At 74.2% G+C, this 23,220-nt stretch carries 24 protein-coding genes; 6 read left to right on the top strand and 18 right to left on the bottom strand.

What is annotated here, in order from left to right:
• Positions 1-7 precede the first annotated feature (7 nt).
• From NP064_RS16640 to NP064_RS03210, 15 genes are all read right to left on the bottom strand, one after another.
• Entirely contained in the window at positions 8-1,312 is a 1,305-nt protein-coding gene (locus tag NP064_RS16640) for a flagellar hook-length control protein FliK (protein WP_284439686.1), read from the bottom strand.
• Positions 1,309-2,004 (bottom strand): C40 family peptidase, encoded by a 696-nt coding sequence (locus NP064_RS03275; RefSeq protein WP_227567937.1) that lies wholly within the window; start codon positions 2,002-2,004, stop codon positions 1,309-1,311. Before NP064_RS03275 ends, NP064_RS16640 begins: the two co-directional genes overlap by 4 nt.
• Entirely contained in the window at positions 2,001-2,438 is a 438-nt protein-coding gene (locus NP064_RS03270; RefSeq protein WP_227567938.1) for a flagellar export protein FliJ, read from the bottom strand. The genes NP064_RS03275 and NP064_RS03270 overlap by 4 nt, the downstream gene beginning before the upstream one ends.
• Positions 2,435-3,763, bottom strand: a complete 1,329-nt coding sequence (locus tag NP064_RS03265; RefSeq protein WP_227568037.1) for a FliI/YscN family ATPase — start codon at positions 3,761-3,763, stop codon at positions 2,435-2,437. The genes NP064_RS03270 and NP064_RS03265 overlap by 4 nt, the downstream gene beginning before the upstream one ends.
• A 23-nt stretch (positions 3,764-3,786) precedes the next feature.
• Complete coding sequence (locus tag NP064_RS03260; protein ID WP_227567939.1) at positions 3,787-4,446, bottom strand: FliH/SctL family protein; 660 nt, start codon at positions 4,444-4,446, stop codon at positions 3,787-3,789.
• Positions 4,436-5,437 carry a flagellar motor switch protein FliG gene (gene fliG / locus NP064_RS03255; protein ID WP_227567940.1) on the bottom strand — a complete coding sequence of 334 codons (1,002 nt, stop codon included), beginning with the start codon at positions 5,435-5,437 and terminating at the stop codon, positions 4,436-4,438. The genes NP064_RS03260 and fliG overlap by 11 nt, the downstream gene beginning before the upstream one ends.
• Complete coding sequence (gene fliF, locus NP064_RS03250) at positions 5,437-7,029, bottom strand: flagellar basal-body MS-ring/collar protein FliF (protein ID WP_227567941.1); 1,593 nt, start codon at positions 7,027-7,029, stop codon at positions 5,437-5,439. The genes fliG and fliF overlap by 1 nt, the downstream gene beginning before the upstream one ends.
• The gene (fliE, locus tag NP064_RS03245) at positions 7,029-7,343 is read right to left on the bottom strand and encodes a flagellar hook-basal body complex protein FliE (RefSeq protein ID WP_227567942.1); all 315 of its coding nucleotides are present in this window, start codon (positions 7,341-7,343) and stop codon (positions 7,029-7,031) included. Before fliE ends, fliF begins: the two co-directional genes overlap by 1 nt.
• A complete protein-coding gene (gene flgC / locus NP064_RS03240; RefSeq protein WP_227567943.1) occupies positions 7,343-7,744 on the bottom strand; it encodes a flagellar basal body rod protein FlgC in 402 nt (133 codons plus the stop codon). Before flgC ends, fliE begins: the two co-directional genes overlap by 1 nt.
• A complete protein-coding gene (locus NP064_RS03235; protein ID WP_227568038.1) occupies positions 7,744-8,085 on the bottom strand; it encodes a flagellar basal body rod protein FlgB in 342 nt (113 codons plus the stop codon). Before NP064_RS03235 ends, flgC begins: the two co-directional genes overlap by 1 nt.
• Positions 8,086-8,312: 227 nt before the next feature.
• Positions 8,313-8,675: a hypothetical protein gene (locus NP064_RS03230; protein ID WP_227567944.1), complete on the bottom strand. Its 363-nt coding sequence runs from the start codon at positions 8,673-8,675 to the stop codon at positions 8,313-8,315.
• Between the two features lies 1 nt (position 8,676).
• Complete coding sequence (locus NP064_RS03225) at positions 8,677-9,117, bottom strand: flagellar export chaperone FliS (RefSeq protein ID WP_227567945.1); 441 nt, start codon at positions 9,115-9,117, stop codon at positions 8,677-8,679.
• A 45-nt stretch (positions 9,118-9,162) separates the two neighbouring features.
• On the bottom strand, positions 9,163-10,524 hold the full coding sequence (gene fliD / locus NP064_RS03220) for a flagellar filament capping protein FliD (RefSeq protein WP_227567946.1): 1,362 nt from the start codon (positions 10,522-10,524) through the stop codon (positions 9,163-9,165).
• 134 nt (positions 10,525-10,658) lie between these two features.
• Positions 10,659-11,483 (bottom strand): flagellin N-terminal helical domain-containing protein, encoded by an 825-nt coding sequence (locus tag NP064_RS03215; RefSeq protein ID WP_227567947.1) that lies wholly within the window; start codon positions 11,481-11,483, stop codon positions 10,659-10,661.
• 128 nt (positions 11,484-11,611) lie between these two features.
• Positions 11,612-12,502, bottom strand: coding sequence for a sigma-70 family RNA polymerase sigma factor (locus NP064_RS03210; RefSeq protein WP_227567948.1), 891 nt, complete (start codon positions 12,500-12,502; stop codon positions 11,612-11,614).
• A gap of 375 nt (positions 12,503-12,877) precedes the next feature.
• Here NP064_RS03210 and flgN point away from each other — a divergent pair, with 375 nt between their 5' ends.
• From flgN to NP064_RS03180, 6 genes are all read left to right on the top strand, one after another.
• Positions 12,878-13,360: a flagellar export chaperone FlgN gene (gene flgN, locus NP064_RS03205; RefSeq protein WP_227567949.1), complete on the top strand. Its 483-nt coding sequence runs from the start codon at positions 12,878-12,880 to the stop codon at positions 13,358-13,360.
• A gap of 11 nt (positions 13,361-13,371) precedes the next feature.
• A complete protein-coding gene (gene flgK, locus NP064_RS03200) occupies positions 13,372-14,799 on the top strand; it encodes a flagellar hook-associated protein FlgK (RefSeq protein WP_227567950.1) in 1,428 nt (475 codons plus the stop codon).
• A gap of 14 nt (positions 14,800-14,813) precedes the next feature.
• Entirely contained in the window at positions 14,814-15,707 is an 894-nt protein-coding gene (flgL, locus tag NP064_RS03195) for a flagellar hook-associated protein FlgL (RefSeq protein ID WP_308015280.1), read from the top strand.
• Positions 15,704-16,126, top strand: a complete 423-nt coding sequence (locus tag NP064_RS03190; RefSeq protein ID WP_227567952.1) for a flagellar assembly protein FliW — start codon at positions 15,704-15,706, stop codon at positions 16,124-16,126. Before flgL ends, NP064_RS03190 begins: the two co-directional genes overlap by 4 nt.
• A 117-nt stretch (positions 16,127-16,243) precedes the next feature.
• Positions 16,244-17,467, top strand: a complete 1,224-nt coding sequence (locus tag NP064_RS03185) for an EAL and HDOD domain-containing protein (protein WP_227567953.1) — start codon at positions 16,244-16,246, stop codon at positions 17,465-17,467.
• A 26-nt stretch (positions 17,468-17,493) separates the two neighbouring features.
• Positions 17,494-17,733 carry a DUF2530 domain-containing protein gene (locus NP064_RS03180; RefSeq protein ID WP_227567954.1) on the top strand — a complete coding sequence of 80 codons (240 nt, stop codon included), beginning with the start codon at positions 17,494-17,496 and terminating at the stop codon, positions 17,731-17,733.
• A gap of 4 nt (positions 17,734-17,737) precedes the next feature.
• Here the strand turns inward: NP064_RS03180 and NP064_RS03175 are convergent, their stop codons facing one another.
• The 3 genes from NP064_RS03175 to NP064_RS03165 are packed head-to-tail and all read right to left on the bottom strand — an operon-like array spanning position 17,738 to position 23,219.
• Entirely contained in the window at positions 17,738-19,063 is a 1,326-nt protein-coding gene (locus NP064_RS03175; protein WP_227567955.1) for an MFS transporter, read from the bottom strand.
• Entirely contained in the window at positions 19,060-22,296 is a 3,237-nt protein-coding gene (locus NP064_RS03170; RefSeq protein ID WP_227567956.1) for a sacsin N-terminal ATP-binding-like domain-containing protein, read from the bottom strand. The genes NP064_RS03175 and NP064_RS03170 overlap by 4 nt, the downstream gene beginning before the upstream one ends.
• On the bottom strand, positions 22,293-23,219 hold the full coding sequence (locus NP064_RS03165; protein ID WP_227567957.1) for a DUF3027 domain-containing protein: 927 nt from the start codon (positions 23,217-23,219) through the stop codon (positions 22,293-22,295). The genes NP064_RS03170 and NP064_RS03165 overlap by 4 nt, the downstream gene beginning before the upstream one ends.
• Position 23,220 lies beyond the last annotated feature (1 nt).

Raw genomic sequence — 23,220 nt, 5'->3', positions numbered from 1 at the left:
CTCCTGTTCAGGCGATGACGTCGATGCCGCCGGGCCGGGTGGCCGACGGGGTGCGGGGCTGGGTGGGGAGGTCCCCGGCGGCAGTGCCGCCGGCGCCGGTGGAGGCTGTCGGGGAGGCGCCGCGAGCGGGTCCTCCGTCGGCGCGGCCCTGGTCGCTCGAGCCAGCCTGCCGCTGCCCGAGCTGGAGCTCGGCCTGCAGGCCTGACGCGGCGAGGTCCCGCCGCAGCTCGGAGAGCGAGCCGCGCAGCGCCTCGCGTGAGGCGTCCGTGGCCCCGATCAGCTCGATCCGGATGGCGTCGGGGCTGATGTGCGCGACGACCCGCACGGGGCCGAGGTGCTCGGGGTCGATCGCGAGGGACATCACGTGCTGCCCCTCCCCCAGGCTGCGCAGCGACGCGAGCTGGGGCGCGAGCTGGGCGGCGACCGGCACGGGCGGGGGCGGCGGGACGGGGACCGCTGCCCGCACGGCGGCGGGCGCGACGGGCGGCTCCACGGGAGCGGTCGCGACGGCGGGCAGCGCGTCCGCCGGGACGGGCGCGGCGGGGGCCGCTGGCGCGGGGGCGGCGGGCTGGGCTGCGCGCGGCGCCGCGCCCTGTCCGTCCACCGCGGCGGCGGGCACGCCGGTCGGCGCGGTGGGCGCGCTGACGACGGGCTCGGGCATGACGGCACGAGGCGGCACGACGACAGGCGCCGTCTCACCGGCGACCGGGCTAGGTGGAATCGCGGCGACGTCCGCGGCGGCGATGACCGGCGACGCCTGCGCGCCGAGGACCGCTGCGCCACCGGCCGTCCCGGCGCCGTCCGCGACGACGCCGGATGGCGCCCCACCGAGCGACGCGGCGGTCGAGGCCGCCGCGAGCGCCGTCGCGAGCGCAGACGGGTCGGCGACAGGCGTCAGGCTGGTCCCGGCCGGCGCGCCCTCGGGCCCCTCGGCAGCGGTGGGAGCCGCCAGCGGCGCCGACGGGACCACCGGGGCCGCCACGAGCTGGGCGGCGGCCGCGATCGCTCCGGTGAGGCCGCTGTCGAGCGTCGCCTCGCCCTCGGTGCTGGGGGCGACCCCCGCTGGACGGTCCTGGACACGCGTCTGGGCGCCGCGTCCGACCTGGTCGCGTCCCGCCTGCTCACGTCGGACGTCATCACGTCGAACGTCGTCACGTCGGACGTCGTCGCGCCGCACGTCGTCACGTCGGACCTGGTCGCGGAGCACCGCGTCGAAGTCCTGCTGGGTCGCGGAGCGCCCCGGCGCAGACTGCGCCGGTTGCGGCGCGGGGGCGGGTGCGGGCACGCCGCGCGACGCCACTGGCGCGGTCACGAGGCCACCCCCGCGCCGGCCATCAGGCTCAGCACGCTGCGCTGCGCGGTCGCGGTGGTCAGCGCCGCTGACAGGGCCACGCCCGGGTCGGCGACCGCCGCCTCCTGCGGCAGCACGCGCCGGATGGCGGTGGGCGTCGCGTACACGTCGCGGATCTGCACGTGCGAGCCCGCCCTGGGCGCGTCGATCATCTGGCCGTCCCCTACATAGATGCCGATGTGCGTGCCGCCGCCGAAGACCAGGAGGTCCCCGGGCAGGGCCTGGTCGAGGCTCGCCACCGGCGCGCCGATGGTCATCTGCTGCCGTGCGGTGCGCGGGACGCCGTCTCCGACGCCCAGGTCGGTCATGGCGCGGAGCACCAGGCCGGAGCAGTCCAGGCCGCCCTCGTCGAGGGTCTCGCCACCCCACACGTACGGGACGCCGAGGTACTTCTTGGCCGCCTCCACGAGGCCCTGGCCCGTCGCGGCGCCCGAGCCGGACGATCCGCCAGCCAGCGCCGCGTACTGGGCCGGGTCCACGCCGAGGGCCGCGAGGGCCGCGGCGAAGGACGCGTCCGAGCTGCCCCCACTGGTCGAGGCCGCCACTGCCGACGCCACGACCGGCGCGGTGGGCTCCACGAGCTGGCGAAGCTCCGCGATACGCGCCTGCACGCCCGCCATGCCGCTGGGCTGCACGCCTGCCATGCCGCTCATCGGGGTCCTCCGTCTGCTCCCGCGGGGCGCCGACGCCCCGCGACCTCGTCGAGGACCGCCTGCTCGGCCCGCTCGTCCTCCGAGCGGACCTCGGCGTCGTGCCGCTCCTCGAGCTTCTCCAACGTGCGGGTGGCGGTGCGCGCCTGCGACCACACTCCCTGCGCGCCATCCACGTCGTCCTGGGCTCGCGCCACGCGCGTCCCGTGCTCGATCAGCAGGCCGCTGAGGGCGGTGCGGCTCGCGATGGCCGCGCGCCAGTGCAGCTCGTCGGCCCGAGCGGGCAGCGCGGCGTTCCCGAGCATCACCTCGGTGTCGAGCCGACGGCGCTCCGCCTCGTCCCGACGGCGGGTGGCGGCGGCGAGCTCGACGGCGGCGCGGTCCTCGGCGATGCCGCGCAGCCGCAGCAGGCTCGCCAGGCGGAATGCGCGGCTCATGCGGTCACGCCCATCACGGCCACCAGCTCGGCCAGCCGCCGCCAGGAGTCCTCGGCGCCGGCGGCGTCCTCGAGGGGCTGCTGCAGGAACGCGTCGATGGCGCGGCCGTGCGTGACGGCCGCGTCCACCAGGGGGTTGGATCCCGAGACATAGGCGCCCACGTCGAGCAGGTCCTGCGCCTGGCGGCGCGCGGCCATCACGGTGCGCAGGCCGACAGCCAGGCTCCGCTGCTCGCGGGAGATGACGCGGGTGGCGACGCGGGAGATCGACGCGAGCGCGTCGACGCTCGGGAAGTGGCCGGCGACCGCGAGCTTGCGGTCGAGCACCACGTGGCCGTCGAGGATCGAGCGGGCCGCGTCGGCGATCGGCTCGTTGTGGTCGTCACCGTCGACCAGCACGGTGTAGATGCCGGTGATCGACCCGGTGGCCGCGGTGCCGGCCCGCTCGAGCAGCTGGGCGAGCAGCGCGAAGGTGCTGGGCGGGTAGCCGCGCGTCGCCGGGGGCTCCCCCACCGACAGGCCGATCTCGCGCTGCGCCATCGCCACGCGGGTCAGGGAGTCCATCATCAGCACGACGTGCGAGCCCTCGTCGCGAAAGCCCTCAGCGATCCGGGTGGCCACGAAGGCCGAGCGGAGGCGCACCAAGGGCGGCTCGTCCGAGGTCGCGACGACCACCACCGAACGCGCCAGGCCCTCGGGGCCCAGGTCGTCCTCGAGGAACTCGCGCACCTCACGGCCACGCTCCCCGACCAGGGCGATCACGGACACCTCGGCGTCGGTGCCGCGCGCGACCATGGACAGCAGGCTCGACTTGCCGACGCCGGAGCCGGCGAACAGGCCCATGCGCTGCCCGCGGCCGACCGTCACCAAGGTGTCGAGCACCCGCACGCCGAGCTCGAGCGGCTCGGCGACCCGGGCGCGCTCGAGGGGGTGCGGCGCGTTCCCGGTGACGGGCAGGCGCGCGTCGGCACGGAGCGGGCCCTTGCCGTCGATCGGGCGGCCCAGGCCGTCCACGACGCGTCCGAGCAGGCCGCGCCCCACGGGGGCGGTGAGCGCGGAGCCCAGGGCGCGCACCGGCATGCCGCTGCGGAGCCCGTGCGTGGGGCCGAGCGGCATGCACCGTGCCGCGTCGCGATCCGCCGCGACGACCTCGGCGGGCACCGCGTCGGGCCCGGAGCCGATCTGGACGAGGTCGCCCACCGCGGACATCGTCCCGGCGACCTCGATGGTCAGGCCGACGATGCCTCGCACCGAGCCCACCACCTCGGGCCGCGCGACCCGCAGAGCGCGGTCCCAGCAGGAGGCGCCCGTCTCGGAGAACGCCACGGGGGGGTCGAGCGTGGGGGCGCTCACGCCGGCTCCTGCCCGGCAGTGCTCGCCAGCGGCAGCTCGAGCGCCGCGCGCACCCGGTCCAGGGCGGTGGCCAGTCGGGCGTCCAGGTACCCGTCGGGGTGCTCGCTCACCGCGTCGCCCAGCCCGAGCGTCGCGTCGGCGACCAGCGTGAGCCCGTCGATGTCGGCCGTCACGCCGACGGCCTCGAGCGCCGCGAGGTCGCGCGGGTGCATCCGCACCGTCTGCGGGCCCACCTGCTGGGGGTGCTGCCGCACGCGGGCCAGCGCCGCGCGCGCCGAGTGCTCGCCGTCCCGCAGCTCGTGGCCGAGCACGGCCTGGGCGAGCTCGAGGGCCGCGCCGTGCAGGCGCTGCTCGAGCTCGGCGAGGACCGGAGCGGTGCGCGCTGCCGCGGCGGCGGCCGCCCGCTCGAGCACTGCCAGCGCGGCAGCGTGCTCGGCGGCTCGCGTGGCGTCAGCCACGGCGCGCTCCGCCGCCACCCGCTCGGCCTCGACGGCAGCGAGCTGGGCGGCCTCGCGGCGCCCTGCCGCGAAACCCACGGCGTGCCCGGCCCCCCGCGCGAGCTCGAGCTCGGCGGCCCGGGCGGCGTCGCGCGCCGCGTCTCGGGGCTGGCCGATGGCCGCGCTGTGGAACGGACTGGTCCGCAGGTCAGGAGACATACTCGTCCTCGCCCTCGCGGCGGATGACGATCTGGCCGCCCTCCTCCAGGCGGCGGATGACCTGCACGATCCCCGCGCGGGCGTCCTCGACCTGCGACAGGCGCACCGGTCCCAGCAGCTCGACCTCCTCGAGGAGGTTCTCGCGCGCCCGCTCGGACAGGTTCCGCAGGATCTTGTCGCGCACCTCGTCGCCGACGCCCTTGAGCGCCACGGAGAGCTCGCCCGTCTCGACCTGGCGCAGCACGAGCTGCATCGCCCGGTCCTCGAGCAGCACGATGTCGCCGAACACGAACATCCGGCTCCGGACCTCCTCGGCGAGGGCCTCGTCCCGCTCCTGCAGTCCCTCGAGGATGAGCTTCTCGGTCATCGGGTCCGCGCGGTTGATGATCTCCACCAACGGCTGCACGCCGCCGACGGCGGAGAGCTCCTGCGGGGTCAGCACCGTCGAGGCGTTGCGGCGCAGGCTGTCGGCGACCACGGCCACCACGTCCGGCGACGCGCGCTCCATCAGCGCGATGCGGTGCGCGACCTCGGCCTGGAGGTCTCCCGCCAGGCCGGCGAGGATCGCCGACGCGTGGTCGGGACGCAGGTGGGCGAGGACCAGCGCGATGGTCTGCGGGTGCTCGCCGCTGATCAACGACAGCACCTGGCGGGCGTCAGCGTTCTGCAGGAAGTCGAACCGCTGCCCAGCCATCGTGGACTGGAGGCGGTCGATCATCCCCGCGGCCTGGTCCCGTCCGATGGACGCCTCGAGCAGGTGCTGGGCGTAGCCCAGGCCGCCGCCCACCCCGGGCCCGCTCAGGGAGACCTCGTAGAACTCGTCCAGCACCTCGTCGGCCACGGCCTGGTCGACGTGCTCCAGGCGGAGGATCTCGGCGGTCAGCTCTTCGATCTCGGCGACGTCGAGCTGCGCCATCACACGCGCGGCGCGGTCACGGCCCAGCTGGAGCAGCACCATGGCGGCCTTCTGGGCGCCAGTCAGCGTGGCCATCAGCGCCTGCCCGCCCCGGAGCCGGAGGTGCTGAGCCAGCCGCGCAGGAGGTCCGCGACCTCCGCGGGCTGCTCGTCGGCCAGCGCGCTGATCTCCGCGCGCCGGATCGCCGAGCCGTCCGGCGCCACCGGCGGGGTCAGCGCGGCGAGCGCCAGGTCCGGGCCCTCCAGCTCGAGCGGGTCGTCACCGGCGCCCAGCAAGGGCAGCTCGCCGATGTCGAGCGACTCCCGGCGGTTCCGCCGCGACCGGCGGACGGCCGCGACGAGCAGCGCCAGCACGATGAGCAGGACCGCGCCGGCGATCGCCAGCTCGCGGACCAGTGAGGCCGTCGCGGCCTTCGCCGCCTGCGCGTCGGCCGCGCTCAACGCGGCCTGCGCCGCCTCCGCGGTCGTGGTGTCGAAGGCCATCCGCTGCACGGCGACCGTGTCGCCCCGCGCGGTGTCGATGCCCGCGGCGGCGCTGACCATGGCGGTGAGCTCGTTCATGTCGATCTTGGCCGCGGCGGCCGCGTCCACGGCGACCGCGAGCGACTGCCGCTTCACGCTGCCGGGGGCGGTGACCGTCTGCTCGGTCACCTTGTTCACGGCGTTGTTGAGGTTCTCCGTGGTCGACGAGTACGCGCCGGCGTCGGCGTCCCCCGACGGCACGGCGATGTTGTCCGGGCCGAGCACCCCGGTGGAGGTGCTGCCACGACCGGTGTACTCCTCGGTGGTGGTCGCGGAGATCAGCGGCGGCACGTCAGGGGTCGCCGAGAACTGCTCGCTGACCCGCTCCGTCTTGTCGTAGTCCAGCTCGGCGGTGAGCGTCACCGCGGACTTGCCGGCGCCGACGAGCCGGTCGAGCATCGCCTGCACCGCGAGCTGCACCCGCGACTCGTACTCGGCCGTCTGCTGGCCGGAGAGCCCGGTGCCGGTCTCGGCGCCCACCGTGGACAGCACGGCGCCGCTCGAGTCGACAACGGCGACGTCGGCGGGCTTCATGCCCTCGATGCCGGCCGAGACGAGGTGCACGATGGCCTGGACCTTCTCGGCTCCGAGCGTGGAGCCCTGGGCCGTCCGGACGAACACCGAGGCGGTCGGGTCGGCCGTCTGCGACACGAAGACGCTGTCCTCGGGGATGGCCAGCTTGACCGTCGCGGCCTCGACCCCGGACAGCGCGCTGATCGTCTTGGAGAGCTCGCCCTCGAGCGCCCGCTGGTAGGTGACCTCCTGCTGGAACTCCGAGGCGGTCATGCCCATGTCGTCGAGCAGCGAGTACCCGGCGCCGTCCGCGTTCGCGGGCAGGCCCGCCGCCGCCAGCTTGAGGCGCATCGAGTACAGCTGGTCGGCGGGGACCATCACCGTCGAGCCGCCGTCGGCGAGCTCGTAGGCGACGCCCGCCGCGCTGAGCTCGTCCACGACGGCGCTCGCGTCGGTCGCGGAGAGGCTGGTGAACAGCGGGCTCAGGCTCGGCTTGGTCATCCAGCTGGTCAGGGCCACGGCCCCCAGCACCAGCACTGCCAGTCCGATGATCGCGAGCGTGCGCTGCGCCAGCGTGAACTGCTTGACGGTGCCGCCCATCCGCTCCAGCACCGCGGAGATCTGCGCGGGCATCAGGCCTGCATCCGCATGATCTCGGTGAACGCGTCCACAGCCTTGTTGCGCAGCGCCGCGGTGAGCTCGAGCGTGAGGCTCGCCTCGGCCGCGGCCACCGTGTAGTCGTGCACGTCGTCGAGGTCACCGGTCACGGCGCGCACCGCGAGCTCGTTGCTGGTCGCCTGCAGGCCCTGCAGCGAGTCGATGGACCCGAGCACCGACGCGAACGCGCTGCCGTCGGAGGCCGGGGCTGCGGTGTCGGCGCCGGTCAGCGCGGACAGGTACGCGGTGGGCGCGACCGAGGTCACGCCACCGATCGCGGGGATGCTCATCAGTTGCGTCCGATCTGGAGTGCCGCCTCATAGGTCGCCTTGGCGCGGTCCACCACGGCGGCGTTCGCCTGGTAGCCGCGCTGGGCCATGATCAGCTGGGTCATCTGGCTGGACATGTCCACATCGGGGTAGCGCACGTACCCGGCCTCGTCGGCGAGCGGGTTCTCCGGCTCGTAGACCATGCGCCCCTCCGCGTCGCCGAGGGCGATGCCGGCCACCTGGACGCCGCCGCCGTCCTGCGTGGCGATCTCCTGGGCGATCACGTACTTGGCCTGGTACGCGTCCTCGGTGGTGGACGTCGCGGTGGACATGTTCGCCAGGTTGTCGCTGACGGCGTCCAGCCACTTGCGGTAGACGGTCAGGCCCGTGCTGGCGATGCCGATGGCGCCGAACGTGGTCATCAGCTGCTCCTCATGGCGGTGCGGATCCCGGAGTACGTGCCGCTGACGGCTTGCGTCGCGAGCTGGTAGCGCAGATTGGTGTCGATGTTGAGCAGGGTCTCGGCGTCGAGGTTGACGTTGTTGCCGTCCTCGCGGGTGGGCTCGAGGGACCGCGCCGTCGTGGCGGACGCGGCGCCCGTGCCCCTGCTCACCGCGCGACCGAGGGCGTCCTCGAAGGACACGCGCTGGGCGTGGTAGCCAGGGGTCTGGATGTTCGCGACGTTCTCCGCGATGGCGCGCTGTCGCAGCGCCAGGCCGTCCAGGGCGCTGTTGAGCGCCACATAGCTGACCGAGCTGAACATGGACATGCGGGGGGCCACCTCACCGACGTGGTACTTCAGGTCGGCCGATCCGTGGCCTTCGACGTGAGCGATCCGTGCTCGGGTTCCCCATCGGAGGCCCTCACGAGGACCTGAGGGGTTCCACCCCCCGAGGCCGACCTTCACCCGGACGGCCGAACGGGTTCGCGCCTGTGTGTCCGCCGGTGTCCGGGTCGGGCCGTCGCGTGGCGACCCGCCGAAACGCGCCGTCAGCCCTCGACGTCGAGGTACACGGGGGTCCCGGAGGGGTGCGGGCGGAGGGCCGCGACCGTCTCCAGGTGCCGCCGGCTCAGCGCGGACGCCTCGGCCACGAGCTGGGCCGCCTCGGCCTGGGCGTCGAGGATCTGCTGGGCTCGCGCGGCCAGGCGAGCGGGGAGAGGGCCAAGGTCTTCAGAGCCAGGCGCCCATACCGCGGGCGACGTCGCCTCGCCGGCGAGGCCTGCCAGCGCCAGCGCCTGAGCCTGCGCGGCTGCCATCTCGAGGGCGTCGAGGGCCGCGTCCCAGCCATCGGCCGGGCCGCTCGCCTCGACCTGGTCGTCGCCGGCCACGGCGACTGCCGTGTCGGAGCCCATGTCAGCCGACGCCCAGCTCGCCCATGAGGGCCTCGGTGCTGGTCATGGCGGGCGGCGGCGCCGGAGCCGCGGTCCGTGCCACGGCATCGGCGGCGCCGTGCCACGCCTCACGCAGCGGCTCGATGATCCCGCGGCACGCCGCCGTGCGGTCGGGGTCCGCCGTCGTCGAGGCCTCGATGAGCTCGGAGAGCAGGAACGTGTAGATCGACATGAGACCAGGCCCGCCGTCCCAGGAGTCGACGTCGAGGCTCGCGATGAGCTCCGAGAGGATCTCCTGGGCGTGCGTGAGCTGCGCGGTGCCTTCCACCCGGTCACCGGCACGCTGCGCCGCCTCGGCCCGCTCCACGTCGAGCAGCATCCGGTCGTACAGCATCGTCAGCAGGCGCTCGGATCCGACCGTCGCGACGGTGTCGGCGAGGTACCGCGATCGGGCGTCATACATGCCGGTCTCCTTGGGTCACGGATCAGGTCGGAGGAGGTCCCGGCCTCAGGAGCTCGTGGACGGGAGCGACGCGATCTGGCTAGTCAGCCAGCTCGACTGGGACTGGAGGTTCGAGAGCGAGACCTCGAGTGCCGCGTAGGTCTTCTGCAGGCCCTCGCGGCGGGACGCCAGGCGCAGGTCCCACGACGCGATCTGCTCGCCGAGGCTCTTGACCATGCCCTCCTGGCTCTGGATCTTCAGCGTCAGGGTGCCCTCGTACTTGTCGGAGGCTCCTGTGGCCACCTCCCCGACGCGCGCGGCGAGCCCGGAGACGATCTTCTCGACCCGTGCCGGGTCGGCGGCGAGCGCCGCGGCGAACTTCTCCTCGTCGAAGTCGAACTGGCCGGTCTTGGCGTTGATGCTGATGCCCACCTCGGAGGGCGACATCCCGTCCACGGGGAAGGCCATGGCGCTCTGCAGCTGCTGCTGCAGGCCACGCACGGCGCTGTCGCCGCTGAACAGCCCGCCGGTGACGATCGAGCGGCCGTCGGCAGCCGTGGTTGTCGTCGGCGCCGTGCGGCTGGAGATCTCGGACATGACCACGCCGAGGGAGCCCATCAGGTCGGTGGCCAGCTTGGTCACTGCCGCGTCGTCGCGGGCCACCGTGAGGGAGACCGGCTCGGCCTCGACCTGGGTGACCGTGACGTCGACACCCGCCATCAAACCGGAGAACGTGTTCGTCGAGGAGGTGACGGGCTGCTCGAACGCGGTGCCCGCCCACAGGGTCAGACGGGCGTCCTGGGCGGTGCGCACGTCGTTCAGCGTCAATGGCTGCGTGCCTGAGCCGTCCGCGCCGGTGGCAACCGACAGCGAGAAGCCCTTGCCGGCCCCGGTCTCGACTCCCGTGAGCTGGAGCCGGTACTCGGGCGCCGCCGCCGTGCCGACGTTGACCGCCGCGGCCTTGACACCCGTGCCGGACGCGTTGAAGGCGGAGACGATGTCGGTGATGTCGCTGCTGGCAGCGGTGACAACCGTGTCGACGCCACCCTGCGAGATGGTGAAACTCGGGGTCGTGGTGTCGTAGCCGCTCGGGAGCGTCACGAGAGAGGACTGGGACTGCGCGACCTGCGAGACGGTGAAGCTCAGAGTGGACGGCTGGGCGCCCGCCGTGGCGGTGGCCGTCACGGAGGAGTGCGAGGACGTGGCGTGCGCCGCTGCCCAGGACGAGGTCTTGGTGGCCGCCGTCGCAGCGTCGCCCAGCGACGAGAGCTTCGCGTTCAGCGCCTGCAGCGCCGTGACCATGCTGCTCGTGCTCGACTGCTTCGACACGAGGAGCCGCTGCGGCCCGGCCTCGGCAAGCATGAGCTGGTTGATCAGATCCGTGGTGTTCAGACCGCTGACCAACCCGTCGATCCCGAGCGATCCCATCTGGCGCCTTCCTCCGTCTTGCGTGCCTACGTGCTCGTCACTGGCCTGAAAAAGCGATCGGCGGTGGGCGGACGGTTGTCCACCCACCGCCGATCGTGTGGTGCTGTGCCCTCACCTCACGGGTGAGGTCGCGATCACCGCAGGAGCGAGAGCACGCCCTGGGGGATCTGGTTGGCCTGCGCGAGCATCGCCGTGCCGGCCTGCGACAGGATCTGCGCCCGGGTGAAGCTGACCATCTCGGACGCCATGTCGGTGTCGCGGATGCGGCTCTCGGAGGCCGAGAGGTTCTCCACCGACACGTTGATGTTCTTGATGGTGTGCTCGAACCGGTTCTGCAGCGCACCGAGCTCGGCGCGGTTGGTCGAGATGGCCTGGATGGCCGCGTCGACAGAAACGATCGACGCCTGCGCGGTGTCGTGGTCCGTCACCTTGAGGTCGCCGATGTTCTCGACGGTCGCGGCGACGTCCGCGAGCGTGACCTCGATCATGCTGTTCTGGTCACCATCTGCCCCGACCTGGAACTTCAGGCTGGCGTTGTCGCCGTTGAGCAGCTTGGTGCCGTTGAAGTTCGTGGCCTCCGAGATGCGGTTGAGCTCGGCGCCGAGGCTCGTGATCTCGGTCTCGATGTTCTCGCGAGCCTTGTCGTTGTTCGAGTCGTTGGCGCCCTGGACCGCGAGGTCACGAACACGCTGCAGGATCGCGTGGACCTCGGTCAGCGCGCCTTCAGCGGTCTGGACGACCGAGATGCCGTCCTGGGCGTTGCGGGCGGCGACCTTGAGGCCACCGACCTGCGAGCGCAGGCCCTCGGAGATCGCGAGGCCGGCAGCGTCGTCCGCCGCGCGGTTGATGCGGAAGCCCGAGGAGAGCTTCTCGAGCGACTTGCTCAGGTCGTTCTGCGTGTTCGACAGGTTGCGGTACGAGTTGACCGCGGCGATGTTCTGGTTGATCGAGAGACCCATGATGAACGTCCTCCTTGAGGGGTCTAGTGCTGCCCATCCGTGGGCACACCTCCCTCATCGGGCCGGTGGCCCCACTCCTGAGGAGTTCGTGCGGCTTTTTTTCTCCGGCCGTGCGCGCTGGGCGGCGCTCAGGCGCTGGTGAGCCGCGACGGGGCTCCGACGGCACGACCGCTGTCCGCGCCACGGCGCGGGGTCGGCACGGAGACCGCCTCGGTCATGGCGGCGCGGTTCGCCGAGGTGGCCGCACGAGCCGCCACGGCGGCGAAGTACGTCTGCCGACGTCGTTCGGCGACGCCCTGCGGGCGCTCGCCGGTGGTGACCAGATCGGGGTCCAGGCTCGCGTTGAGGCCGTCGCGGAGCAGGCCGAGAGCCTCGGTGCGCAGCTGGCTGATCCGGGACTGGGTGACGCCCATCTCGGCGGCGAGCTCGGCGACCGGGCGGTCGTGGAAGAACAGCTCCTCGACGACCTGGCGCAGTCGGTCAGGCAGCGCCTCGACGCCGGCGCGCAGGTAGCGCATGCGCTCGCTGATGAGCAGCGCGTCCTCCGGGCCGGGGCTGTCGTCGCTCAGCAGGTCCGCGACCGGGTTGACCGTCGCGTCGATGCTGAGCACGCGGCGCTCGGCGTCCTGGCGGGCCTGGTCGACGGCGGTGACGTCCGTGCCGAGGGCCTGGGCCAGCTCCTCGCGCGAGGGGGCGCGACCGAGCGCGCCGGTCAGGCGGTCGTTCGTCGCGGCGAGCTCGCGGGCGCGGTGGCGGGCCCCGCGGGTCGCCCAGTCCATGGAGCGCAGCTCGTCGAGCAGCGCTCCGCGGATACGCAGCGCCGCGTAGCGGGCGAACGGCACCCCGGTGGACGCGTCGTAGGCACGGGCCGCCAGCACGAGGGCCAGGCTCCCGGCCGAGGCGAGCTCGTCGCGCGTCACGGTGGGGGGCACCCGCATCATGACCTCGCTGACGTGGTACCCGACCAAGGCCAGGTTCGCGACCACGAGGTCGTCGGTGGGGTGTCCGGAGGCTGTCACCCAGGTTCTCTCGACCGCCGCCCCGAGGTGCTTGAGCCCGTCGGGCAGATCGCCGCTGGCGCTGCGCGTCGGGCGAGAATGACGAAGCGGACGATTGCGGACGGTCGAATCGCCCACAGGAGGCGCATCAGGAGATCCCGCCACGACGAGTGTGACGAAGGTCACATCCGGCGTGGCGCATGGCTCGACGACACGGTGAAGACGCTGGACACCCGTCCATGACCCCCCGCCCACGCGCCCCGGCGCCAGCCGGACCACCCCATCGAGTGCAGATCACCCCCCGCGAAAAGGTCATGACCTGGGCGCCGCATCCGATCAGGAAGCCAGAACCCCGGCGCGGACCGCGCCGAACGACGAGCGAGAGGCGGTGGCCAGGTGGTCCTCAGCCGGCTGTCCGACGTGCTGTGGCAAGAGCGGCGCCTGCTCGAGCTCCTGCTCTTCAAGCTGGAGGAGGAGCAGCTGATCCTCACCAGCGGACGCACCCGCTGGCTCGGCCACGCGACGCGTGAGGTCGAGTCCGTGCTCGAGCAGATCCGCGAGGCGGAGCTCGGCCGCTCGATCGAGGCCGAGGCCGCCGCCGCGATGCTCGGCGTGGACGAGGACACCAGCCTGCTGACCTTGTCCCAGCACGCCCCGAGCCCGTGGGACGAGCTGCTGCGCGCGCACCGCGACGCCTTCGTCACCCTCACCTCCGAGATCTCCCAGCTCGCCAACGGCAACCGCGAGTTGCTTGCGATGTCGCACCGCGCCACCCAGGAGACGCTCATGTCCCTGCAGGACACGGTGCAGACCTACGCTCCCCACGGCCTCGCGCCGGAATCCGACCGCAGCGCCCAGCTGCTCGACCAGTCTTTCTGAGAGGCCCCCACGTGAGCACCTTCTCCGGACTCGGCACCGCGCTGAGCTCGCTGATCGCCCAGCGCCAGGCCCTCGAGGTCACCGGGCAGAACATCGCCAACGCCAACACCGTCGGCTACACGCGCCAGCGCGCCGCGCTGTCGTCGCTGCCCGCGTCGCAGCTGCCGTCGATGTTCTCCACGACGAACGGCCCGGGCTACGGCACGGCCGTGACCGACATCGCGCGGCTCAACGACGTGTTCCTCGACGCGCAGGTCCGCACCACCACGGCCAGCAGCTCGTACCTGGGCGCTCGCGCCGCGGCGTCGAAGCTGCTCGAGACGAACATCGGCGAACCGGCCGCCACCGGGCTCGCGACACAGCTCACCGACCTGTGGGCGGCCTTCCAGGACGTCGCCAACACGCCCAACAAGGAGTCGTCGCGGGCGGTGCTCCTAGAGACGGCCGCCGCCGTGGGCGACCGCATCGCCACCCTGTACACCGCGGCGGGCACCCAGTGGACGCAGGCCCGCACCCAGACAGCGTCGCTGGTCGAGAAGGCGAACACCGCGGCGGCGAACATCGCGGACCTGAACAAGCGCATCCTGGCCGTCGAGAACTCGGGCTCGAGCGCGAACGAGCTCAAGGACCAGCGTGACCTGCTCGTCACCGAGCTGTCGGGCCTCGTCGGCGCGACCACCCGCACTCAGGAGAACGGCCAGATCGACGTCCTCGTCGGCGGCAACATGATGGTCGACGGCTCGAAGGCCCGCGCGCTCGCGGTGACCGGCGCCGCCGGGTTCGCCGACGCGACCGGCGGCGCGGACGTCCGTGTCGTCTGGGCCGCCGACACGTCCCGCTCCGCAGGGCTCGAGGGCGGCCAGGTCGCCGGCCTCCTGTCGGTGCTGGCTCCGCCAGCCGCGGGCGGCACGGGTGGCATGCTCACCGAGGCCGCGGCCTCCTACGACAAGTTGGCGACCCAGCTCGCGACTCAGGTCAACGCGTTGCACGGCCAGGCGCTGACCACCACCGGCGCGCCGGGGGGCGACTTCTTCACCTTCGAGGCGGGGCGGCCCGCCGCCCTCGGCCTCACGGTCGCGTTCGACGACCCGGCACTGGTCGCGGTCGCGGCTCCGGGCGCAGGCGCGCTCGACGGCTCGTTCGCCGACAAGATCGCCCAGCTCGGCGCGGCCGTGGACGGCCCCGACGCGGCCTGGAGCGCGTTCGTCGTCCAGCTCGGCGTCAGCACCGGCAGCGCCGTGTCGCGCGCCACCGCCGCTGAGGCCACGCGGGCGTCGGCCGCCGCGCAGCAGGTCGCGCAGACGAGCGTCGACACCGACGAGGAGACGGTCAACCTGCTCGCCTACCAGCGCGCCTACGAGGGCGCCGCCCGGGTGATGAGCGCGATCGACGAGATGCTCGACACCCTGATCAACAGAACCGGAATCGTGGGGCGGTAAAGATGATCAACCGTGTGACGCACCAGTCCGTCCAGCGCTCGACGCTGGCCAACCTGCAGCTCAACCTGTCGACCATGGCCGACCTGCAGGCGAAGATGTCCAGCGGCAAGAAGATCAACGTGCCGTCGGACGACCCCGCCGGAGCCTCCGACATGCTCCGCCTGCGCGGCGAGCAGCGGGTGCAGAACCAGTACAAGCGCAACGCCGACGACGGCAACGCCTGGCTCACCACGATCGACAGCGCCCTGCAGACCACCTCCACGACGATGCGCCGGGTGCGCGACCTCGTGGTGCAGAGCGGCAGCGGCGCCATGAACACGCCGGCCCGCGAGGCGATCGCCGTCGAGATCGAGGGGTTGCGCGACGAGCTGCTCCAGCAGGCGAACACCACCTACCTGGGGCGCACCGTCTTCGCCGGCACCTCCGACGCGGGGGTCGCCTTCACCGTCGACAGCACCACCACACCCCCGACGTACTCGTTCACCGGGGCGGGGTCCGCGACGGTCGAGCGCCGGGTCGCCGACGCCACCACGATCCGCGTCGACGCCGACGGCGCGAAGATCTACGGCGACGGCGCGCAGTCCGTGTTCGCGCTGCTCGACACGATCGCGGCGACGCTGCGCACCCCGGGCGGCGACGCCACAGCGCAGCTCAACACGCTGGACTCCCGCTTCGAGACGGTGCTCACCGAGCTGTCGGCCGTCGGCGCCCGGCAGACCCGCGTGATCAACGCGCAGACCAACCTGGCCGAGAGCGCGCAGACCACCAAGACCCAGCTCTCCGCGATCGAGGACATCGACCTGGCCGAGATCATCCTCCAGCTCGGCATGCAGGAGGTCGCCTACCAGGGCGCGCTCGGAGCCGCCGCCAAGGTGCTCCAGCCCAGCCTGATGGACTACCTCCGGTGAGCGCCGTGGCGGTGGCGGACAGCCCCACACATCAGACGACGGTCCCGCACCAGCTCCACCTGCGCGCCCCGCTCCCCGGGCTCCCTGGGCACGAGACGTTCACACTCGACGCACTGGACGACGAGGGCACCCTGTTCGCGATGCGGAGCGCCCCCGCAGGCCGGGCCCCGGTGCGGCTGTTCGTCGTCCCGCCGCGCTTGTTCTTCCCCGACTACTCACCGCGTGTCGACGCTGAGGCGAAGGCGCTCGTCGGCGGGAGCCCCGAGGAGCACCTGCTGCTGGTCGTGGTGCACCCCGCCGACGGCGGGGTGCCGCACACGGCGAACCTGCTGGCCCCGCTCGTGGTCGACCCCAGCACCGGGGCGGCCGTGCAGACGGTCCTCAACGACGACTGGCCCCTGCACGCGCCCCTCGGCTGAGCCGCACGCGGCTCCGCCTGGAACTGCGCAAGCGTTTTCACTCATCTCCGCAGGCAGCAGGCCGATCAGACTGGTGTCGTCAGTTTGACCGCCCGTCATCCCCAGGGGGATCTGTCCATGAGTGTCCTCGATGGTCGCAACCCGGCCGCACGGGTCAGCGAGATCACCGTGCTGCGGCAGCCCGTGGTGCACTCGGACCGGGCGGTGTACGGGTACGCCATCCGAGTGGTCGTGCTGGACGCCAATGGCACGGCCTTCCCCGAGCACCAGGTCGAGCACCTCATCGAGGCGGAGTACGACAAGCTCGACCTCGCCGCGCTGGCCGGCGATCGCGCCGTCCTGCTCCGCGCCACCAACCGACTGCTCACCGGCGAGCTCGAGGTCCCGACCAGCCCGCACGGGGTGGTCCTCGAACTGTCCCCCCTGCTCGCCCAGCGCGCCGACGCCCGTCTGCTCGTCGACGCGGCACGGCAGCGCGGCGCGCGCATCGCGTTGGCCGACTACACCGGCAGCTCCTCGCAGGACGAGCTGCTCCCCCAGGTCGACCTGGTCAAGGTGGACGTGGCCCGGGGACCCGACCGGGTCAGCGAGCTCGCGTCCCGCGCGCACGCCGCGGGCGCCACGGTGATCGGCGAGCGCGCCGACAACCGCGAGCGGATCCGCATCGGCCAGCAGGCCGGCATCGACCTGCTGCAGGGCCCCATGTTCCAGCGGCACCCCGAGACCACGGGCCGCGACTTCTCCGCCGGCGAGCTGCAGTGCCTCGAGCTCATGCAGCTGCTCAGCGGGGAGTCCATCGACCAGGCCGCGGTGGTGCGCGTGGTCAGCTCGGACCCCGAGCTCGCGATCCGCGTGCTGCACCTGGTCAACTCGAGCGTCTACGCGCTGCGCCGTGAGATCGACTCGGTGCACCAGGCCGTGGTGCTCGTCGGCCCCCAGCAGCTCGCGGCCCTGGCCATGGCCTCGCTCATCGACGCCCGCCCCACCACGGTGGGCGCGCTCTGGGCCACCCTGACCCGGGCGCTGACGTGCCGCGCCCTCGCCGGCGACGACGCCGCGTACACCGTCGGGCTGCTCTCGGCCGTCGCCTCCCAGTTGGGCATCGCGACGTCCGACCTGGTCAGCCGCACAGGCGTCTCGGCCGATGTCGCGCACGCCCTCAACGAGCAGACGGGCCCGTACGGCCCCACCCTCGCGGCGGTCCTCGCGCACGAGGAGAACGACGTGGACGGCGTGCGTGCCACCGGCTTGGAGCCGTACGACGTGGCCCACGCGTACCTCGCGGCCGTGCCCGAGGCGCTCGCCACGGCCACGTCCTTGGCGGTCGGGTCCCGGTCTTAGCAGCGCGGCGACGTAACCTGGTCACCGTGCCATCACTGATCGAGGTCGTGCTCCACCCAGAACGCCGCAAGGCGAACCCGGAGCCCGTGCCCGTCAGCCTGCGCCCGGTGTTCCTGGTCGGCATCGCCGCCTGGCTGGTCGCGCTCGCCGTCGCCGCTGTGCTGTGCGCCCGCGGGGTCATCGACTCCACCGCGATCTGGGTCTGCCTCACGGGCGCCCTGCTGGGGGCCGCGGGCTACGTGTGGTCGAGGCGCCCCGGTCGCTGACCGCTCACTCCAGGTCCTCCCGGGAGCGCACCGCCCGCCGGCTCGGCGGGATCTCGATGCCCGCCCGCCTCCGGGTCGTGGCGTTCGCGTGCGGCGACCAGCGCGGCGTCCACCGCGCCAGGGCGGCCGCCCCGAGCAGGCCCAGCCCACCGATCGTCGCGATGCCGGCCGCCAGGCTGCCGAGCGCGGCGCCCGCCGACACCACCAATGGCCCGGCGGCGGCGCCCGAGTCCTGGAGCAGCCGCCACGCGCCGAGGAACTGCGAGCGTCCCCGCACCGGGGCGACGTCCGCGCCGAGCGTCATGAGGATGCCGGAGCCGATGCCGTTGCCGAGCCCCATGACCATCGCCACGACGGCGAGGCCGGCCAGGCTGTGAGTCAGGGGCAGCGCGGCGATGCTCAGGCCCAGCACGAGCATCGACGGCACCGCCACCCACAGCCGCCCGCGCCGGTCCATGACACGTCCTGCCGGATAGAACAGCAGCATGTCGACCGCGCCGGAGAGGCCGAAGACGAGGCTCGTCGCCGTCGGGGACAGCCCGATGTGCTCGGACCACAGCGGCAGCACCACCTGCTTGCTGGCCCGGACGGCGCCGACCAGCACCACCGCGGAGCCGAGGGTCGCGAGCACCCGCCAGTGGCGGGCGAGCACCGAGGCGGTCGAGACGCGGGGGGCGGCGGCGCGTGACGGGCGCGGGCCGTCTTCGACGTCGGGCACCAGCAGCACCACCACCCCTGCCGCGAGCGACGTCGCCACCGCGAGCCAGAAGACGCCGCGCAGGCCGGTCCAGTGCAGCACCGCCGCCCCGAGGAATGGCCCGAGGAAGGCGCCGATGCGGCTCACGCCGCCGAGCGTCGACATCACCCCGGCGCGATTCACCACCGGGGTGATCTCGGTGAGGTACGAGTGCCGTGCCAGGTGGAACACCGAGCTCGCAGCCCCGGTGACGAGCACCGCGGCGCCGAACGTCGCCAGGTTCGGCGCGAGGGCGCACCCGGCCAGCGTGACCAGCGCCAGGACCGTGGCCACGAGCATCGCCCGCCGGTCCCCCACCCGCGCGGCCAGCGCCCCCGCGGGCACATCGCCGAGCACCTGCCCGACACCGAGCAGCGCCACCAGCACGCTGGCCCCGGCGAGGGTCGCGCCCAGGTCGGAGGCGGTGAGCGCCACGACGGGCAGGATCGCGCCGAGGCCGATCTCGAAGACCAGGCTGGGCGCCAGCACGCCGGCGAGGACGGCGCCCGAGGACAGCGACGCCGACCGGGCGCCGCCGGGTTCGGGCGTGCCAGGTCCGGGGCCGCCCGGCTCGGTCGGCTCGACCGGCGTCATCCAGCCGCCTGGAACGGGTCCAGAGCAGCCTCGACCCGCAGCTCCTCGGCGCGCTCCGGCTCGGTGAGCACCAGCTCCACGGCGTGCCGCGCCCAGAAGCGCCCGGCGGCCTGCGCCAGCCCGCGGGCGAGCCCGGCGAGCTGGGTGGCGTGGACCACCGCCGTCTCGCCCTCGCCCTCGACCCACCAGTCGACGGGAACGCCGTCGACCCGCAGCGCCTCGTGCTCGACCCAGGTCGCGGGGGCGCCGGGCAGCAGGTCCAGCACCGCGGCGGGGGTGGGCGCCGGGGCCGAGCCGTGGTCCGCGCCCTCGTCGTCAGGGTCGACCTCGTCGTCCGGGTCGACCCGGCCGTCGGCGAGGTCGGAGGCGAGCGGCAAGTCGAGGAGCGCGGCGAGCGCCTCGGCAGATCGGCGGGCTGCGTCGCGTGGATCGTCCGGCGTGGCGCCGGTCGGGACCGGTCCGTCGACCACCGGCGCCGGGATCAACGCCGCCAGGTCGGTGCGCTGCAGCCACATCGGCGCGTCGGCCACCGCCATGTCGTCGGTGTCGGCGACCTGCGCCTGGTCCGCCGAGGTGAGCGCGGGCAGCAGGTCGACGTCGCTGGGGCCGTCGTGCGGCGCGTGCCGAGCGATCCAGGCCCACGTGCGCCACAGCCCGGCGGCGAGCGTGAGGTCGACGGGGGTCCCGACGTCCCCCAGGCCGTCGAGCAGCTCGCCCCACGCCGAGGCGTCGAGCCGGTGCAGGTCGGCGACTCCGCCCAGCGCGCGCTGCGCGTCCGCGTCCAGGTCGGCCACCGCCGCCGGAGCGGCGGGGAGCAGGGTCCGCGCGGCCGGCGCGGCGTCGCGCGGCGCGAACGGACGACCGAGCCCGAGCGGCGCCCGCGTGCGCAACCACCACGCGGTGTACGAGGGGGCGGTGCGGCCCACGCCCTCGGCCCGCACCGGGTCGAGGAGCGCCGAGCGGAGCCGCGGCGACCCGGTGAGCCGCTCCAGCACGAGCGGCCACGCGTCGTCCCGCACCGCGTCTAGATCAGCGACAGCCGTCACCTCGGCGACGTACGAGCCGGAGCCGAGCACCCGGGCCAGCTCGGCGACGTAGTCCTCCCAGCCGTCGAGGGATTGCGCCACGAGCTGGTCGGCGCCGTCGGCGTCGAGGTCGAGGGCATCGGGGTCGGCGACGATATCGCGCACCCGGACCGTCGCCAGGTCGTCGCGCACACCGGCCGCGACCAGCGCCTCGGAGCCCCAGCGGTCGAGCGCGCCGACCTCCACGGCCGCGATCACGCGCGGGTCCAGCAACCGGTCCGCCTCCGAGCCCGGCAGCAGCAGCCCGTGCGCCGGGGTGGGCTCGCCGTCCGCGGCGGGCAGCGTCAGCAGGCCGAGCCACGCGCCGATCTCGGAGGGGAGCGCTTGGGCGGGCCCCTCGCCCGACTCCTCGAGCGCCGCCGCGACCAGCGCCAGCACGGCGTCCGTCACCTCGTCCGCGAGCCGCAGGTCGTCATCGTCCGCCTGGTCGAGCACCGCCTGCCGCACCGCGGGGTGCGCGAGCAGCCCTGCCGCGTCGGCCGCGGTGGCGCCGAGCCGCTCGAGCAGCGGGTGCGCGGCGTCAGGGTGCACCACCCGCAGCCCCCAGCGGGACAGCACCTCGAACGCCGCGTCCTGCGCGGCGGTCCCGGCACGGGCGTCGCGCAGCACCAGCCCTCGCGCCCCCCGGACCACCCGGCCGTCGGCCAGCGGCACGGGCAGGGCGCCGAGCTGCTCGCGGACGTCGGACTCCGTGGCGACGGGGTCGAGCGCGGCGTACAGGTCCCTCCAGCGTCCCGGATCGACGCCGCCCGCGGCGGGCAGCTCCTCGACCAGGTCGGCCAGCTCGCGCAGCTCCACGCCCAGCGTCCGAGCGGCGGCCTCCGACCCGGGCGGCACGCGCACGAGCCCTGAGGCGTGCACGGCGAGCGCCGCCACCGCCCCGCGGTCGCGACCGGCAGGCCCGGCCAGCGCCACCGATCGGCCCGGCTCGAGGAGCGCGCCCGAGCCAGCGTCGTCGCCGCCCAGGTCGAGCCGCGCGGCGGGCACGAGCAGCGGCGTGCGTGCGAGCCGCTCCACGAGCCGCTCCCGCAGGGCGCCGTCCAGCGGGCCAGCGGGCAACCCGGTCGGGACCAGTGCCAGGGGGTCCTGCCCCGACCCGGCGAGCGATGTCGCGAGCTGGGCGTACACGTCGGCAGCGTGGTCCAGCACCGCCTCGGTGAGGGGCCCGCGGGCCACGTGGCGCCGCGCCGGGTCGAGCGGCAAGGTGGCCACCAGCAGTGCGGGGACCGTGCACGGCTCATCAGTGGGGGTCGGGGCGTGCACCACGCGCTCCCAGTCCGCCGCCGCTCCCGCGACCGGCACCGCCCAGGTCACCCGCCAGGCCCGGGCGTCGCGCTCCTCCACGGGCCGGTCGGCCAGCAGGGCCAGGTCGAGCTCGCCCTGCGCGGAGGCGACGTGCCAGCGCTCCCCGACCGTGGCGACGCGCCGCACCGGCTGCTCCGCGCCGTCGTCCTCGACGACGATCTCGACCAGGCCGGGCAGCGCCAGCAGCAGCGGGTCCCCAACGCCTCCGAGGAGCGCGCGGACCTCGTCGGTCGCGACCTCGTCGCGCAGCTCGAGCACCACGGCGGTGTCGTAGCCCGTGGGCGGGGTCCCCTCCGCGGGCAACGGCAACCGCAGCGCGGGCAGCGAGCCATCGCGGCGGCGCACCTCCTCGGCGAGGCCGGGCACGTCCGCGCTGGCCCGAGCGAGCAGCTCACGGGTGTCGGCGAGCGAGAATCGCACCCCGCCCGAGGTGGACAGGACGGAGATCTCGTCGGCGACGGCGCGCACCGCCGCGAACCCCACGCCGAACCGGCCGACGAGGCCGGGCCTGCCGGCTCCGGCTGTGCCGCGCTTCGCCGAGGCGCGCATCGACGCGAGAGAGGCGACCCCCGCGGCGTCGAGCGGGGCGCCGGTGTTCGCGGCCACCAGCACGGCGCCGCCCTCGGTCGCGGCGAGACGGAGCAGTAACCGGCCTGGCACGCCCGCTCGGGCGGCGGCGTCGGAGGCGTTCTGCGCGAGCTCGACGAGCACCCGGTCGCGGTAGTACCCGCGGGCGTGGTCCTCCTCGGTGTTGGCGTCCTCCCGCAGGCGTGCGGCGGAGGCCCGCCACGCCTCCAGCACGGCCGCGCGCAGCGCCGCCGTGTCGAAGGCGTCCGAGGTCACCGGTCCGGGCTCAGCGGGTCGGCGCCCGGCTCGGGGGCGTCGGCGGGCGCCACCTCGGCGGTGGGCTCCTCGGCGGTGGGCTCCTCGGCGGTGGCCTCGTCAGCGGTCGTCGCGTCAGCCTGCGGAGCCGTCTCACCGGCAGCCGCCTCGTCGGCAGCCGCCTCCGGCGCGGTCTCGATGACCTCGACGTCCATCGCGTCGGCGCTCGTGTCCGGCGCCGGCCAGTCGCTCGGGTGGGGCTCGACGTCCGTCTCCGAGTGCGCGCCGCAGCCGTGGTCGAGGCTCACCACGCGCCCGTCGTCCGGGGACCACTCGTTGGCGCAGACCCCGAACAGCTGGCCCAGCGAGCCCTGCAGCGGGATGAGGAACGCGCAGGTCGTGCAGGCCGCCGCGGCGGACACGGCGCCGGCTGCCGTGGGGCCCTGCGGGCCGCGGTACCAGCGCTCGGCGGTCTCCGCGAGGCCCTGGGGCGACAGCACGCGGGTGCGCGCCAGGGCGAGGTCGTCGATCGCGACCTCGTCGGCCTCGGGGTCGCCCGAGGGCGTCCAGCCGGGCTCGAGGCGCGGGTCGTCGGCGCGGAACGGGAGGACGTCGCCGGGCCCGATGTCGCCGGGGCGCAGCCGCTCGGACCACGGCACCCACTCGGGGGCGAGGATCGCGTCGTCGCCAGGCAGCAGCACGGCCTCGCACACCGTGGCCGTGCGCCCACGCGGGACTCGGGCGACCGTGACGGTCCATGCCCAGCCCCGGTAGCCCTTCGCGGTGGAGGCGAAGCGGTGGGAGACCAGGCGGTCGCTCTCGACCACGGCCCCCAGGTGCTCGCCGACGTCGCTGGGCTGCTCGGCGAGCTCGACGGCGGCCGCGCGGGCGAGCTCGACGGTGGCCTCGGAGGAGAGGACGGCGTCCTTCGTCGCGGTGGCCATC

This window comes from Cellulomonas chengniuliangii (assembly GCF_024508335.1).
GTDB classification, from domain to species: domain Bacteria; phylum Actinomycetota; class Actinomycetes; order Actinomycetales; family Cellulomonadaceae; genus Cellulomonas_A; species Cellulomonas_A chengniuliangii.
Note: the sequence above shows the minus strand (reverse complement) of the source record. Positions and strands in the feature narration are given on the sequence as shown.